Genomic DNA, 16,426 nt, shown 5'->3' on the forward strand with positions numbered 1-16,426 from the left:
GGTTAGGGTTTTACTAGTTCCGTAGGGGGTGATTTTCTGCCAGGATTTTTTCCACCATCGCTTCATCAATACGGGCAGTGAGACGGCTAGCTTCCAGATTATCGCGGATAGTTTTTGCCAGAGTAAAGGCAGAGCTGAGGGAGTAGAGGTAGCCGATGGCAAAACATCCCTTCATCCAATTGTTCTCTGCGGGAATAGCAATGACTGTGAAAGTAGTAGCGCCCACAGAGATAAGGAAAGAAACCCAGACTTGGAAGATCCAAGCAGCTGTATCCTTTTGGTAGATAATAGGTTTCATCATAGTTGTTCGCCTCCAATCCAACACTTACATTCTTGATTTTAGGTAACCGATCGGCAATAGCCATTTGGCAATGTGACAGTTTGGCAGCCGTCCCTAGCGGAGCATATGATTTTCCCTGAGGATTTTTTCTACCATTGCCTCATCGACACGGGCAGTGAGACGGCTAGCTTCTTGGTTGTCGCGGACGGTTTTGGACAAATTGAAAGCTGCACTCAGGGAAAACAGATACCCGATACCTATGTAGCTCTTTACCCAAGGTTCCACAGGCAGATGAACCATCCCGATCGCGGTGGCACTAGTAGCTGCGAAAAAGGCAACCCAAACTTGCAGAATCCAAGCATTGGTGTCTTTTTGGTAAACAATAGGTTTCATAGTGGTAGTCAATTAAGTTGACATCCCTACTCTAGGCAGTACCAAGGGGGAGTGGGTTAACCCCTGTGCCAGTTTAGCGACCGGCACTCTCCAAGCAAAATTTCAACAATTGTTGAGTTCCTAAGGGAAACGTGAAAAAAAGTAACCATACCTACCTGGTGATGTACACTGGAGAGCGGTGGGTTAAATAACTGATATGGAATTGGCTTACACCTACGCCTGGCTTATCCCTGTATTACCTCTGGCAGCAGCTCTGATTCTGGGATTGGGGCTGATTACCTTCAGTGAGTTTACTAGCAAACTCAGAAAATTTGCTGCCCTCTTGACTTTGACTGCTACGGGTGCAGGGATTGTTCTATCAGTGGCACTTTTGGTAAGTCAACTCCAAGGGCATGAACCCTACCTCTGGACGTTTGAGTGGGCGCGGGCAGGGGATTTTCACCTCAGCATGGGCATTGTGATTGACCATTTGACTGCCATGATGCTGGTGGTAGTGACTACTGTTGCCTTCCTCGTCCAGATTTACAGTGACGGCTACATGGCCCACGACCCTGGCTATGTCCGCTTTTTTGCCTACCTCAGTCTGTTTAGCTCTTCTATGCTGGGGTTGGTAATCAGTCCCAATATTGTCCAGATTTACATCTTCTGGGAGTTGGTGGGGATGTGCTCCTACCTATTGATAGGCTTCTGGTACGATCGACCCGCTGCTGCCCATGCCTGTCAAAAAGCCTTTGTCACTAACCGGGTGGGGGACTTTGGCTTACTCCTAGGGATGCTGGGACTCTACTGGCTCACAGGTAGTTTTGAGTTTGAAGCGATCGGGGCGGGTCTTAAGCAAGCTCTGGAGAACGGTACTATCAGTGCGGGATTGGCTACCCTGTTTGGCATCCTGGTCTTTATGGGACCGGCAGCAAAGTCTGCTCAATTTCCTCTCCATGTGTGGCTGCCCGATGCTATGGAAGGCCCTACCCCGATTTCGGCGCTAATCCATGCCGCAACGATGGTGGCAGCAGGTGTTTTCCTAGTAGCGCGGATGTTCCCTGTGTTTGAGCATCTGCCTGGGGCAATGAACACGATCGCTTGGACGGGTGCCTTTACTGCCTTTCTAGGGGCAAGTATTGCTATTACCCAAAATGACATCAAAAAGGGTCTAGCTTACTCAACGGTCTCTCAACTGGGCTACATGATGATGGGCATGGGGGTCGGTGCTTATGGTGCAGGGCTATTCCACCTGATGACCCACGCTTACTTCAAAGCCATGCTCTTCTTGGATTCGGGTTCTGTAATTCACGGTATGGAAGAGGTGGTGGGGCACGATCCCGCTGCTGCCCAAGACATGCGCCTAATGGGGGGCTTGCGTAAATACATGCCTGTCACTGCTATTACTTTTCTGATTGGCACTCTAGCAATTTGTGGAATTCCACCTTTTGCAGGCTTCTGGTCGAAGGATGAAATTTTAGATGCGGCTTTCCATGCTAACCCTGCTCTATGGTTGGTAGGCTGGCTCACGGCGGGTATCACTGCCTTCTACATGTTCCGCATGTATTTCATGACTTTTGAGGGTGAGTTCAAGGGCAATGACCAACACCTGGTGGCAATTGTTAAGCAGGAAAATGGTGGCTCGACAAGCTCGCCACACGAAAGCAATGAAGGACAGCTCCATGAAAGTAAGGAAGAACACGGGCATCACAGTGATAAGCCCCACGAGTCTCCCTGGACAATGACTTTGCCTTTGGTGAGTTTGGCTATCCCCTCGATCGGGATTGGTTTGGTTGGCACGCCCTTTGGCAATTACTTTGAGTCGTTCATCCATGCCCCAGGGGAAGTAGTAGAAGCGGTGGAAGGAATTAAGATGCTACCCCAGGAGGAGCTAAGGGAGTTTTTGGTAATGGCGGGCAGTTCCGTAGGGATTGCCGTGGTGGGGATTGCGATCGCTGTCCTGACGTTTGCCTGGAAGAAAATTGACTCCGACAAGGTGGCAAAAGCGATCGAGCCTTTATATAAACTATCCAAGAACAAGTGGTATTTTGATGAGATTTATGAATTTCTGTTTGTCCAGGGGTCACGGCGGTTGTCTCGTCAGGTATTAGAAGTAGATGCCCGTATTGTAGATGGGGTGGTTAACTTGACGGGTCTAGTTACGCTATTGACGGGTGAAGGTCTCAAATATTTCGAGAGTGGTCGTGCTCAGTTCTATGCTTTGGTTGTTTTTATTGGAGTTCTTGGTTTAGTTGTGTTTACTGCCACTAGCTAGCGTAAAAAGGTAATTTGGGGGTTAGGAGTGGGAAAGTGGCAACACAGATGGAGATAGGCAAAGTCGAGTTAATCAACTCCCATCTGATTAGCTCCTCTTCCCGATCTCTATCTACTATTATTAAACGTAGTGTGGTTGGTTTGTTACTCACTCTTGGTCTTGTTTCGCTGCCAGTCGTACCAGTAGCCATATTTGCCTATCGGGGCTACTACGAGGAGCTTGTATGTCAAAGGCTTAAACCAGACCTTGTCAACCGTTAGCTAGCAATAACTGATATAAATAACCGAACCCAGATCATATTCTCCAATCCCATCAAAATAGAAATAAACTACAGAGCTGCAGATGCTCAAAAAGCTAACAAGGGTAGAGAGACTGAGAAATGGTACAGAATTGTCTTTGAGAAACAAACCGATCGGGATCAAGTTCTAAAGTTCTTAGAGAACAGTACTGAGTTGATTGCTGAAGTGAAAGTTTTCGAGGCTGACTAATTGAACATATTGCCATTCTTAATAAAAGGGATTATTTTTCCCTTAAGTCCAGAAGTTGGTCAGCTCTGCTGAGCCGCTGTAAGACATTTTGAATATTCCACACAACTGCTACTGTAACTCTACTTCAGGCTATCTTGGGTAATTAGAGCGTTTTATATAAAATTACTATAACTGCTGAATAATGCTATAGGAATGGGGGCATGTTACTCCCTGAAAAAGTCAAGATTACTAAAGTTGAGCTGCTAGAAGGGGAGAATGACCTTTTACTATCTACTCCTAGCCTATTAGTCCTGATAGCTTGGCGAATATTTCCAGATTCGTTGTTTATGATCGCAGTAACCAGTCTATTTTTTACTTTCCAGTACTTGTACTTGAATAGCTCTTCAGTCAGACAGTCCATATCAGATTATCTTGTTGCTTCATTATTTGCTATCTGGTTTGCGGTTGTCTTTTACTCTATCCTATTCATTTTTGCTAATGACACACGAGAGACTAAGATTATCTTCAACCGTCTGTCATATACAGCTTCATTGCAATCAAAGGAAATTTTCTATACACTTAGCCTGGAATTTGATTTACGACGAATTAACAACCTAGTACTAATTGAGAAACCGATCGGGGTTGTTATTGAGTTCGCAGATGGTGACGAGATATTAGAGTATGAGCTATATTTTAGGACTACTGCCGATCGGGACAAGCTCCTAAACTTTCTGGCAAGTGTTATAGAAAGAACTGTGGATGACAGGGAATATAACCAAGGGTAGAACGTCTAACTGTTAGTATAGTAAAAGGACTACAGTAAAGATTATGGTCAGGTTATTCTGTATATGCCTGCTATTACTATCTTTGTTTGGCGCACCCGTGCATGCTAACCCGATCGAGACGGAACTATCCAAAGTTTCCCTTGTTAGTGAAGTAGATGCAATCAAGGGAGGGGAAAACTTCTGGGTAGCTTTGCGTTGGCAAATGCGTCCTGGGTGGCATATATACTGGCAAAATCCAGGGGATTCCGGTATGAGACCGAATCTAACTTGGCAATTACCCTCTGGTTTTACTGCTAGTGATATTATCTTTCCCACACCTCAAAGGTTTGTCATTCCGCCCCTACCCCTAGCGAACTTTGGCTATGAAAGGGATGTCTACTTACCTGTACAGTTGGAAGCACCCGTTGCGATAGAGAGTAATACAGTGACTTTGCAAGTGCAGGCAGAGTGGTTGATTTGTGAACAGGAATGTATACCGGAATCAGGTGTATTGTCCCTTACTTTACCTGTGGCAGATGCCAAGATTGATCCAGAAAAGCAGGCTCTGTTTAACCAGATTCGTCAATCTTTACCGCGAAAGACAAACAAGACGGCAAAATTTACCGCAACCGATCGGGAAATCTTCCTTGATTTAAGCAGCATACCAGAACTTTCCTTAAAACCTGAGAGTGAAGTTACTTTCTTTCCCCTACAGGACGGGGTAATTGTCAATGCTGCTGCCCAAAAATTGGATTTTAGTCAGAACCGACCGATTCTGCGCCTTGAACGGGGTTATCAAACTGATCTACCAACCATAGAGGGAGTAATCGCATTAGACAAAAAGCAGGGCTGGCATATCAAAGCCGACTTATCAACGGCGGTAATTGCCGATCGTTCCCCTGCTTCTCAGCTTCAAACTACTAACCTTGGGCAAGCGATCGGACTAGCATTTTTGGGAGGAATTATTCTTAACTTGATGCCCTGTGTATTGCCAGTGTTGTCTTTGCGAGCGTTATCGATCGTTTCCCTTGCGCAACAGCATCCTGTCACTGCCCGGCTGCAAGGATTAGCGTTCACTGGGGGAGTGTTGACCTGTTTTGGCATGATCGGGTTTGCCTTGGTTTTGTTACGATCGTTGGGACAATCGGTGGGCTGGGGTTTTCAGTTACAATCCCCTCTGGTGGTTTTGTGTTTAGCCTATCTACTGTTTGGGGTAGGGTTAAATCTCTCAGGGGTTTTTGTAATCGGCGGTGGTTGGATGGGCGTGGGGCAAAGTCTGGCAAGCAAAGCAGGGTTAGTAGGCGAATTTTTCACGGGGGTATTGGCAGTGTTGATGTCTACGCCCTGTAGCGCTCCCTTTATGGCAACGGCGGTGAGTGCCGCTTTGGTGTTGCCAGGCTGGCAATCTATGGCAATCTTACTGACCTTGGGACTAGGCTTTGCTTTCCCCTATTTGCTCCTTTGTTTTGCTCCTTTCTTGCACAAATTCTTACCAAAACCAGGGGCATGGCTGGAGGTACTACCCCAAATCTTGGCATTCCCCATCTACGGGACAGCAGCGTGGCTGTTATGGGTGTTTACGGTGCAGGTGGGGACAGAGGGACTGGCGAGTGCCCTGGTGGGTTTAATTCTGCTAGCTTTCGCCGCTTGGCTCTACGGTAAAGCCCAACTAGCTCGTTCTCTAGGGCGCAAGGTCGCTACGATCGGTGCTCTCATCGCTCTGACTGCCTGTGTATCTCTCCTGCCCTTTAGCAGTAGCCCTGGTAGTAAAACGATCGAGTGGGAGGCATATTCACGGGAAAAACTAGTCACTTTGCGGGAGCAGGGCAGACCGGTATTTGTCAACTTTAGTGCCGCCTGGTGCGTCAGTTGTCTGGTCAATGAAAGGACTACCCTCTCTCAACCTGCTGTGCTTAAGGAATTTCAACGACGCAATGTCATCCTCCTCAAGGCAGACTGGACGAAGCGGAATGCAGAGATCACTAGAGCATTGCAAGAATATGGCAGCAGTGGTGTCCCCCTGTACTTGCTCTATGGGGCTAATATGGATAGGGGAGAACCATTAATCCTACCCAAAAACCTGACACCAGAGATAGTGCAGGGAGCGTTAGAACAAGCTGTACCTCTATCTTAAGGAGTAAATTATGCATACAAATGTCAAGAATAGTTTGATCTCGCTAGCAGTAGTGCCTGCTTCCTTAGCGGCTATAGCTGGTTTTAGTCTGTTTTTTAAGACCGACAATGTTGTAGCTGCAACAGATGTTAAAGTAGGTGCGCCTGCCCCCGCTTTTACTGTGACAGACAGCAATGGTAAAAAGCACAGCCTGAGTGACTTCAAAGGCAAAACAGTTGTTCTGGAATGGACTAACCACGAATGTCCCTTTGTCAAGAAGCACTACGAAACGGATAACATGCAAAAGTTACAGCGAGCAGCAACCGCCCAAGGAGTGGTCTGGCTTTCAGTAATTTCTTCTGCCCCTGGGCAACAGGGATTTGTGGATGCTGCTAAAGCCAATGAATTGACCAAATCTCGCAACGCCAGTCCCACAGCGGTCATCCTTGATCCCGATGGTACTTTCGGTAGACTCTACGGCGCTCGCACCACACCTCACATGTTCATTATTGCTCCCGATGGCAAATTAGCTTACATGGGCGCGATCGATGACAAACCCTCGGCCAACAAAAATGACGTAGCAGGGGCAAGAAACTATATCAGTGAAGCCCTGGAAGCAATTAAGGCAGGCAGACCTGTTGCTGTGGCTACAACCCAACCCTATGGTTGCAGTGTTAAGTACGGCAAGTAGAGCTTAATTGGGGAGTCAGGAGAGTATCTTACTCCCCGTAACACTAACTTTCTCCTACTCAGCACTTGCCCTAATTAATCGGAATAGGATTGGGTAATCTTACCAATGAAGAGAGATTACAACGACTGAATTCACAACACATCAAAGAGTGCTAGCCGATGAACTAGACCTCTGAGTTGTGACAGCTCTCCAAGCAATTCTTTTTTTCCAGCGAGTGTAGAGCGCGGCAAAGCTCTTTCTAACTCATACGATTACTGTGGTTCAAACGAGAGAAATTTTGCTGACTGTGCTCGCTTAGCGATGATTAACCCCACAAGCCTTTATGGTTTTACGCTCTGCAACAAGCGGTTCAACAGGAGTTGGAGTTGCGATCGAATCCCAAACCTGACAATGCTGCTTACATCTCTTACCGCCAGTCACTATTTGTGATGAGAAAAGGGCAGGCTGCCCACAACCCGCCCCTATTGGTCATTTAGCGCATCGCAAGTTCTGGCTCTACTTCTTCGTCCACACCGTGCCGTTCGACCAGCGGATACAACTGGGACTAACTAGTGTGCCGACAAAAGTAGCGTCATCGGGAAAAGTCACTCTAGCCTGGCTAGAGGTAATCAGCGTACCCCTTGCGGTCGGACGCCGATAGGCTGACATATCGACAGTTAAATTGCGTCCCTCCTGCATCACGATGGGCCCAGGTACTAACTCATACCTCCACTTGCCAGCGAAGTTGAGAGATTGCCATACTGTACCGTTATTCCAGCGGATATTACCCATGCCGTCCAACGTGCCGATAAAGGTCTTATCATCAGGAAAAGTCACCTGAATTTGATTGGGGCTGACAAACTTCCCTGTAGCCGTAGGTCGACCATAGACAGACATATCCACCTTAAATTCCCTACCGTACTCAGTGATAATTGGTCCTGGCTGACCCTCAAAATGCCATTGACCATTTAACAGAGAACAGTAATCACGACTAGCGTACGCAGATGGCGCAAACACTAGACTTGATGTTAGAGTGGTTGTTGCTGTAACTAAAGTGAGATGCGTCAAGCGTTTTCTAAGATTGACTGGATTCTGTCTCATAGTGTTTCTCCCATATAGTTGTTGGTGAATAGTAGCTGTTTGTAAATCACTAAAAACCCAGCTAGCACAGCAGTAGAGAGCACCGTCTGAGCTTTCTTGGATAGACAAACAGGTTAATTTCACTTTATTCAAGATGTTCCATTTGTGACAGTGACCCCCATCAATAAAGGTGTATGATTGTCATCAAAAAGACTAACGTCACAAAGTCACACAAAAAACTTTATTCGGACACATCAAATGCAAAACTGTTCTCCTGCTGTTTCTCAGGAATAGGCGTATAAACTATTGACCCTCGTTTCCCATCGATCGTTTTCCCCTGCGAGTGGGGAGAACACAACAAAAACACTTACGTAGACGGGATCAAAGTACTAGATTAAAGCAGGTGATGGTAGAATGTTCTCACTCCGAAAACTGTGATTAAGATGATTGATCATCCACTGTCGTTTGCAATCTAACCAAGGATCATTTGGATTCAAGTCATATTTCTCCCTCAACCTTTCGAGCGTTTTCTCTACAGCTTCCCTACTCCAAATGTACCGAAAGAAGGGAAGGTCACAGTATTCAAAGGGGGGAGGTGCTAAATACGACACAATTGACTCTGGCTCCAAGTAAATTGAGTAGCCTGCCATAGTTGTGTCTAATGAGATACTAACATAATCGGTGCAGCAGAGGATCTGCTCATCAATAACCTGCTTCAGTAAATCTGTACGAATCAAAAAAGTGTGAGGTTCCGCTAATGTACACGCCCCTCTCTGGAGGGATGACCTAACCTCTGCTAGACGATTATGATAATAGAATTGATGGGCATGCATAAAAACACCGTCTTCTTTCCTTTCAAGTACTGCGATGCCTCCAGCAGAATGGATAATTCCCTGCTCAATTTCCCCTTCCAAAATCACAGGGGGCACGATTCCTGCACCGTTCTCTTGGGCACAGATTAACATTCTATCTAGCCAACCAGGCGTGACAATCACATCATTATCAACAAAACAAGTGTAAGGAGTTGTCAAGAATGGAACAACTAATCTACGACCTTGTGAGTAATAAAGAAATGAGTTAAAGTGTAACACCTGAAAATTACACACCTTAGATAATATCTGTAGTCTCTGCTTTAAAGGCGAGGGGTAGTTACCATCTACACAGATAAGGGTAAAAGGTCGAGGTGTGCATCTGTATATACTTTCTATACACCTCTCTATGGTGCTAAATCTCTCTCTAGGTAATACAACAATCGTAACCAAAGAACTAAGCATAAGTTAGCTGAACTCTTCGAGTCCCTAACATATTAGCATAGAGGGCTTAGAGAACAAGTTCCACCAAAACACTTGGGCAAGATACTGGAACAGGAGGAACCAAACTTTTGGGCTAGTATCACCAAGCAGCCTCCAGAAGCTAGGAGACAAGAATTCTATGCCAGGGGGATATCGATCGTTTTCCCCTGCGAGTGGGGAGGGTTAGCTGCCGTAGGCGTGCTGGCCGGGGAAGCCGTGTTTCCAATCGATCGTTTTCGCCTGCGAGTGGAGAGTTCTAGCTGTTCTAGTTAGGCATTGTCGTTAGAGCCGTCCGTTGAGGCGGCTTCTTCGTCTTTGATGTGCAACTGCTCTCGCGCTATGGTTTCCCATCGATCTTTTTCCCCTGGGAGTGGAGAGACCGAAGAAACCAGCCCCACCATCGCCCAATCTGCATTGGCTCTGTGTAGCTAAGTCACTTACGGTTATTTATGGTCTGTCGGGTCGAAGGGCGCAGCCTTACTGTCAGCTTTCCCTATTATGTAACGCCACCACCTCATGAAGAACAAGGTGGGAAGCGTGTATTAGCAACAAAACGGCTTAATCGCTCAGCCTTCTCCCACATCCTGGCAAACTGCTCAGCAGAGTTCATCTTCTCCACTTCGGATCTCCATCGCTTTTAGAAAGTCAGCATACATACCATGGTGAGCCACCCCATGACGGACATAATCCCACGTTTTACGACCCATGGAGGGTGGTCGTAGAGGAGGTTGGAATTTTGGGGTCGGGGCGACGATAGATAGACCCTTTGCAAACGCCGACCGAAACGCTCAACTAAACATCTGACAGCTATTTCTGCTGCTGGGGTGTTGGAAGTAATTGGATTAACCGGGACTAGGAAGAGGACTTGCTCCCCTTCATCAACTTCGCCTGTCTAACTTTTCCGTTGGTATAGCTAAATCAATCTAGCTTGTTAGAGAGAAGATGAGAAAGCCGAGCGACCTATGGGATGACAGGTATAGATGACTCAACTATGACTAGCAGTCAAATCCCTAGTTAACCCTGGAAGATGAGGCCAGCAAATCTAGTGGCCAATCATCCAGGGACGACCGCAGGTGGACGAGCGAAAGCGGGGTTTTTCTGGCTCTCGTTCTTGCCGAACCAGTCGTGGTTCTTTCTGTTCTTGCCGGTCCAGCCGCAATGGACCGTTGAGCGCGATGGCAGGTGGCGTGTAAATTCGCCGAGCTGACGCGCCGCAAGTCGGGCAGTACACTGGCAGGCTCATCTCTGACAGCGAACGCCAGACCTCAAACTCGCCGCACTGACGGCAACGAAAGTCATACACTGGCATGGGTCCAACTCCTAAACCGGCAAGATGTTGCGGTCAAAGATGGCAGTGGGAATAGCCAAGGTGCAACAGGCATTGGGAATGTCCACGATGCCGCTAATGCGACCTTCAATCGGCGCACAACTGAGCAGCAGATAGGCTTGCTCCCCTGTGTAGCCAAACTTTTTGAGGTATTCAATGGCATTCAAACAAGCGCGCCGGTAAGCCACATGGGCATCGAGGTAGTACTGTTCCCCCGTGAATTCATCCACCGAAATTCCCTCAAACACCAGGTACTCCGAGTAGCGGGGTTCCACTGGCCCTGGCTTGAAGATGGGATTGGTGAGTCCGTACTTTTCCACACCCCCTTTAATCAGATCCACATGCAGGTCAATGTAGCCCGCCATTTCAATCGCGCCGCAGAAGGAAATTTCACCGTCACCCTGGGAGAAATGAATATCGCCCATAGATAACTTGGCCCCTTCTACATAAACGGGGAAATAAATTCGCGACCCTTTCGAGAGATTCTTGATGTCGCAGTTGCCCCCATGTTCGCGGGGTGGTACAGTGCGGGCGGCTTCCATAGCAACCCTTTCCCACTCGGATTTGGGCAGCGTTCCCAAGATAGCGTTTTGGGAATTCGGTAAAGCTGCCAGAGGGGGAATTTTTGGCTTCCACGGCGGTCCCCCCTTTTCCACCAAGGCTTTTTCCCGAGCGTTCCACTTCGCCAACAGTTCGTGGGATGGCGCACAGCCAATCAACCCCGGATGGGGAATCCCCGCAAACCGCACTCCTGGAATATGCCGCGATGATGTGTAAATGCCTTCAATGTCCCAAATGGCTTTGGCTGCGTTGGGGAAATGATCGGTTAAAAATCCTCCCCCGTTATTGCGATCAAAAATGCCGGTAAAGCCCCATTCATCGCCTGGCAACGGCCCAATATCTAACAGATCCACCACCAAAATATCGCCGGGTTGGGCGCCATTCACCCAAATAGGACCGCTGAGCACGTGTACCACCGTCAGGTCTACATCCTGCACATCACTGGGATCATCGTTATTGCCTATCTGCCCATCCGTCCAGTCTTTGCATTCAATGCGGAAGGTGTCACCTGGATTGACCGAAACCACTGACGGAATGTCAGGGTGCCAACGATTGTGACCAGGGACGTCCTGCTCTGTCATGGGCTTGGTTAAGTCCACCTTGAAGAGCGTTTGCGGCATGGGGCAAGTTCCTCCTGTTGAATAAGTGTTCATAGGTTAATCGAGGACAGGGCAAATCACTGTAGCAACCGATACTGGACTGATACTCAGCGTCTCTCGCTTTACACCGGCAACAAGGCCCGCTTGAGACCGTGAATCGGGTCTTCTACGATGATGGTCTGTTCCCGGGCGGCTCCCAAGGAAACAATGGCAATGGGGACTTCCATCTAGCTGGCTAAAAATTGCAGGTAGTCTAATTCGTCCAGGGAATGGCAATGACTCGTCCGGGTTTGCCAACCGGGGAGCGTCGCGTAGATAGTCCGACAACGGGTAAATTGCCGACTGCTGTTGGGGAAATTGCACGTGCGTTGACCGTCTAGTTCATAGTCCACGCAGACTTTAATTTCCGGCAATTCGTCCAGTACATCCAGTTTGGTAATCGCCATGCAATCCATGCCGTTGATCCGCACCGCGTAGCAACCAATCACAGCATCAAACCAGCCGCAACGTCGCCGCCCTGTGTTTCCCATCGATCGTTTTCCCCTGCAAGTGGGAAGTCTCAAGGAATATCGTCGGTATAGATTAAATATACCCACTGGTTTTTCTCGAACTAGATTTACTCTGCTACACCTAGAATAAGAACAGGAATATCAATGTCTGCTACACCTCGATGCTCTAAATCCCACACAAATTGTTCGAAATATGAAACCCCAGTGGACATCTCTTCCGCAAAGCACTTGATAGGTACTATTTCGATGCCTGCTCTTATTATGCCAAAATTATGAAAAATCGTCATCTTTGCACAAACGTTGTAAACCATGAAAGCATACTTACCAAACTGAACTTCAACACCCAAACAACATTTAACGAAATCTATCTCTCGAAAAGCGGTTTTTGGTTGATCTTTTGGCTTGAAACCACCTACATAGTACTGATTCGAATATTCACAATTGACTTTATGCTTTCTCCATCCACGCTTGTCAAATTCTTCTGCAAAGGCTCTATTTAAATCACGAGGGTTATATAAATTTCTACCGGACATAGTCTTTTCGCGGCTAGTTTTTGTTTTATATCTGGTACTGTCAACAGCAGCAATAACTTGATAAACTTCCTCAAGTTGACGTGGATACTCGGATGTGATAACTTGCTCACCTTCTTTAAAAGAATAAATGCCTGCAATTCTCATTTGTGCTTACCTCTTTACTCTAGAAAGCTTGTTTGGGCTGAATCCCTCCATTCTTCGGGAATCTGAGATACCTTTTCCTTTCCTGTTGGTTGATAAACAGGCTTCCCTAGGGGGCGATAGCAGAGTGTTCCATTAAAGTAATCCAAAATACGCTGGCGAGCTATATCGACATACGATGACTCCCTATCACAACCTATTGCTCTCCTGTGATGCATCAACGCTGCTATTAGTGTAGAACCAACTCCCATATAGGGGTCAAATACCCAATCGTGTTCATTAGTGAGCGCAAGCACACAACGCTCAACGAGCTCAATTGGAAACTGACATGGGTGAATTGTCTTCTCTGGATGATTGGACTTCACATTTGGGATATCCCAAATAAGTTCTTCCCAATCCTGAGCCACGATTTCCCATACATCGGATGGATTTTTCCCTAGAGGATTTCCCGACGGCTTTCCCTTATTTGGCCCCTTGAAATGACGCTTCCCGGGGTATTTAGCTGGAATACGAACTGGATCGAGGTTGAAGATGTAATTGTCAGACTTTGTAAACCATAAGATAGTTTCGTAGCGACCGGAAAAACGCTTAGACGCATGTAATCCGTGACCAAACTTCCATATAATTCGATTTCTCAGTCTCATTCCCAGTCTTTTGAATATAGAATAATAGAGTATATCAAGCGGATAAACCTCTCCATTCTCGACAAAATTGCCAACTTGCCAGCAAATGCTACCATCGTCTCGCAGAACACGGTAGAGCTGGGCAATAATCTGGGACTGATTTTCTATGTATTTCTCTATCGATGTCTTGCGTTCATATTCTTTCCCTAAGTTATATGGTGGTGAAGTCACAATTAATGTTATTGATTTGTCAGGAAGCTGGGCTACAATGTCGTTCACATCGGCATGAGAGACAACAATTTCAGCGTCCGATGTAAAATGCGCTTCAATAGGCTGAGCATGCTGGAAAAGTGGTAGTCTGTTCATAGTGCTATATTATTGCACATTTCGATCGTTTTCCCCTGCGAGTGGGGAGACTAATTTCTCTGGGAGTACCAGAGAGGTTGGTATATGGCTGTGTAATAAACTGAACAAAGGCTTCATACACGGCTTTTTCTTTGTCAACCAAGTCATCTGTAATCCTCTCTACTTCTTATTTATAATTTTCCTGCAACCTCTGGGGTATGTAATGATGGTATTTTTTTAGCTTCTTGCCCTGTAACCACTCTCCCATGCCATCTCCGTCACCGGCAGCGATGACATACCAATCAGAGGGATTGTTGACTGGGTAGTATTTCTTAATCACTTCTTGGATTTGCTGCTTAATCGTTTGCAACTGTTCTTCTGGTACGTCTATATCTTCCAGTAGCCAGCCGGCATTCAACAGGCGAGGATGCTGGAGTTGCAAATGTTCATCTGCGTAGGGTATCCCCCACCTACCCCGCATACGCTGCACCATTTGTTGCACCAATGGAACTTTCTCTATGATTTCCTGACAAAATCTGACGTAATGGTCTCTAACAGTTTGGTCGTTTTGCTTGAGATAGCCTGCTACACCTGCTGTTAGGTCAGGATAAGCACTATCTATGCTGCTCTCGTCCTTGGATAGGGCATGCTCGAATAGGTCTGTCAGCACTTTATGTAATCCCCTCTTTGTTACTTCTGTAGCATTCAGCATTTCTCTACCATCAAATAGACCTACTCTCTTTTGCCAATAGGTTTTGATGCTTTCCTCCTGACTTTTTGGCTCTGGATGTAACACAGAACCTATACCTGATATGGTAGACCGCACACCAAAGGCCGTTGGTAGCTGCCATGCCCGCCCTGATTTGACCGCTTGGAGGTTGTATCGCAGTTGGTCAAAGGCACTACTCCACCATGAACCAACATTGGCTTTGTAAGCTGGTTTCTCCCACTTTTGTTCTCGTAGCTCTGCCGCCTCTTTCAAAAAATCTGCTTCTGCGGGTAGAAATAACCCCCAGCTCTTTGCTTTATCTTTGTCTGTCTGTTCTGGTTTGGTAATGTTATCACTTTGGGTGTCCAGTTTCATGCACTTCTTTGCCTCATCCTCGTCTGACTTTCTTGGTGGCTCTGGCAATCCGTAAAAACTATTCTGTGCCATGCGCCATGTATCTTCTTTACTACGTAGTTCTTGTTGTGGATCGCCTAGCGGCAAAGATGCCCAATAATATTGCCAATGGTGTTTGATGGTCAGTTGCCATAGCGGACTATCAGTGCCTAATTCTCCCATCCATCTGGGATGTTCTTTTTTTATGGCTTGGAAGACTTGCTCAGCCAGTCCCTGCCAAGTTTCCTGCATAGTCTGTTTTGCCATTTGCATGGCATCTGTCACTTTGTCTTGGGGGAGTAAGGCTACTATGACATTGGGGAACCCTGCAGTTAATAAGGCTCTCGGCGAAGGCTCCCGAATTACTTCCCACTCTTTGCGGGTAGGATGATTGTACATGCCTTCCCATCCATCCAAACCATGTAACAACCAATAGTCAATCAACGGCTGTGCATATAAGCTAGGATAAACCAAAACATCTGCACCATATTTCCAAGCGATCGCCCAACACACCCGCGCTGATAGATAATGCAGTATCCATGAACCTGCCCAAAAGTCCCGCATTTTACGACTAGCTTTAATCATCTCTTGCACAGGACTGAAAGTGAAGGCAGCGATGTAAGGACGGGTTTTGTTCTGGTCATAACCCTGCAATGCTCCTGCTAGGGCGCTGGTTAAGTTCAGGTGACTCCAGATAGATGCATCAGGAATCCTGGTTTCTGCGGGCATGAGGTAGGTGTTCTCGCCAAATTTCTGCATTGCTTTTTCCGGCAGACACCGCCATAACCACCAATGCACCAGGCGTTCGTCCTGAGCTTCTTTGATAGCCTGGGGTATTAACTCTGCTTCAATAGCAAATAAGTCATCGCTCCGTTTTTGGTAATCTTTATTTATTAATTCTTGATGTTGGGTATTCGCTATTTGCCAAGCCTGCTTCGCCCCTGATAGGAGGTGAACTATTTCTAGCCCTTGGTGATCATAATCTAGGGATGTGCTCAAACTACCTATGGCAGAACGATCGCTGGCAGAAGCTATGTAGTCTGCACTTTTTAGCCACTCACCAGGTTCCTGCCACCCTGCCATCACGGCTAACTGCTTCCATGACCCTTCTTTCCCTCTCCCCGCATTGGTATGCAGCGGCTTCAAGACGGGGTCGTGCAAGTATCCCCATATCTTGGCTTGCCAGTAGAGTTTCATGTTCAGATTCTCATTTTGTATTATTGTAATTCCCAGTAGAGTAGTTGCTGCAAATCCGATCGTTTTTTTTAATCTTACTCCCGAATGCTGATAAGGCTGGTTGGTTGTGTGGGACAGTATCTCTAGTTCAACGCTGTTGGTTCTAATGCTGTGAGTTCCCCTAAAATTTAGGAAGA

12 protein-coding genes and 1 pseudogene are annotated in these 16,426 nt (G+C 46.9%); 4 read left to right on the forward strand and 9 right to left on the reverse strand.

Going from position 1 to position 16,426, the window contains the following annotated elements; translation table 11 throughout:
• Positions 1–13 precede the first annotated feature (13 nt).
• Together NZM01_07160 and NZM01_07165 are read right to left on the reverse strand one after the other, a co-directional pair.
• Positions 14–301: a YiaA/YiaB family inner membrane protein gene (locus NZM01_07160; protein MCS6959812.1), complete on the reverse strand. Its 288-nt coding sequence runs from the start codon at positions 299–301 to the stop codon at positions 14–16.
• 93 nt (positions 302–394) lie between these two features.
• Positions 395–673, reverse strand: a complete 279-nt coding sequence (locus NZM01_07165) for a YiaA/YiaB family inner membrane protein (GenBank protein ID MCS6959813.1) — start codon at positions 671–673, stop codon at positions 395–397.
• A gap of 196 nt (positions 674–869) precedes the next feature.
• On the opposite strand from NZM01_07165, the gene NZM01_07170 reads away from it, so the two are divergent.
• From NZM01_07170 to NZM01_07185, 4 genes are all read left to right on the forward strand, one after another.
• The gene (locus NZM01_07170; GenBank protein MCS6959814.1) at positions 870–2,927 is read left to right on the forward strand and encodes an NAD(P)H-quinone oxidoreductase subunit 5; all 2,058 of its coding nucleotides are present in this window, start codon (positions 870–872) and stop codon (positions 2,925–2,927) included.
• Positions 2,928–3,945: 1,018 nt separating this feature from the next.
• Positions 3,946–4,179, forward strand: a complete 234-nt coding sequence (locus tag NZM01_07175; protein MCS6959815.1) for a hypothetical protein — start codon at positions 3,946–3,948, stop codon at positions 4,177–4,179.
• A gap of 43 nt (positions 4,180–4,222) precedes the next feature.
• On the forward strand, positions 4,223–6,292 hold the full coding sequence (locus tag NZM01_07180) for a protein-disulfide reductase DsbD family protein (GenBank protein MCS6959816.1): 2,070 nt from the start codon (positions 4,223–4,225) through the stop codon (positions 6,290–6,292).
• 10 nt (positions 6,293–6,302) lie between these two features.
• Positions 6,303–6,962, forward strand: coding sequence for a thioredoxin family protein (locus tag NZM01_07185; GenBank protein ID MCS6959817.1), 660 nt, complete (start codon positions 6,303–6,305; stop codon positions 6,960–6,962).
• Between the two features lie 495 nt (positions 6,963–7,457).
• On the opposite strand, the gene NZM01_07190 is transcribed toward NZM01_07185, so the two are convergent.
• The 7 genes and pseudogenes from NZM01_07190 to NZM01_07220 form a co-directional block, all read right to left on the reverse strand.
• Positions 7,458–8,042, reverse strand: coding sequence for a hypothetical protein (locus tag NZM01_07190; protein MCS6959818.1), 585 nt, complete (start codon positions 8,040–8,042; stop codon positions 7,458–7,460).
• A 2,313-nt stretch (positions 8,043–10,355) separates the two neighbouring features.
• Positions 10,356–10,622 carry a zinc ribbon domain-containing protein gene (locus NZM01_07195; GenBank protein ID MCS6959819.1) on the reverse strand — a complete coding sequence of 89 codons (267 nt, stop codon included), beginning with the start codon at positions 10,620–10,622 and terminating at the stop codon, positions 10,356–10,358.
• An 11-nt stretch (positions 10,623–10,633) separates the two neighbouring features.
• Positions 10,634–11,854, reverse strand: coding sequence for an acetamidase/formamidase family protein (locus NZM01_07200; GenBank protein MCS6959820.1), 1,221 nt, complete (start codon positions 11,852–11,854; stop codon positions 10,634–10,636).
• A 68-nt stretch (positions 11,855–11,922) separates the two neighbouring features.
• Positions 11,923–12,321: pseudogene (locus NZM01_07205) on the reverse strand (adenylosuccinate synthetase).
• A gap of 95 nt (positions 12,322–12,416) precedes the next feature.
• Positions 12,417–12,986 carry a hypothetical protein gene (locus tag NZM01_07210; protein ID MCS6959821.1) on the reverse strand — a complete coding sequence of 190 codons (570 nt, stop codon included), beginning with the start codon at positions 12,984–12,986 and terminating at the stop codon, positions 12,417–12,419.
• 14 nt (positions 12,987–13,000) lie between these two features.
• A complete protein-coding gene (locus NZM01_07215) occupies positions 13,001–13,972 on the reverse strand; it encodes a site-specific DNA-methyltransferase (GenBank protein ID MCS6959822.1) in 972 nt (323 codons plus the stop codon).
• Between the two features lie 166 nt (positions 13,973–14,138).
• Positions 14,139–16,250 carry a hypothetical protein gene (locus NZM01_07220; GenBank protein ID MCS6959823.1) on the reverse strand — a complete coding sequence of 704 codons (2,112 nt, stop codon included), beginning with the start codon at positions 16,248–16,250 and terminating at the stop codon, positions 14,139–14,141.
• Positions 16,251–16,426 lie beyond the last annotated feature (176 nt).

Origin of the sequence: Pseudanabaenaceae cyanobacterium SKYG29 (assembly GCA_025055675.1) — a bacterium.
Classification (GTDB): Bacteria; Cyanobacteriota; Cyanobacteriia; order Pseudanabaenales; family Pseudanabaenaceae; genus M5B4.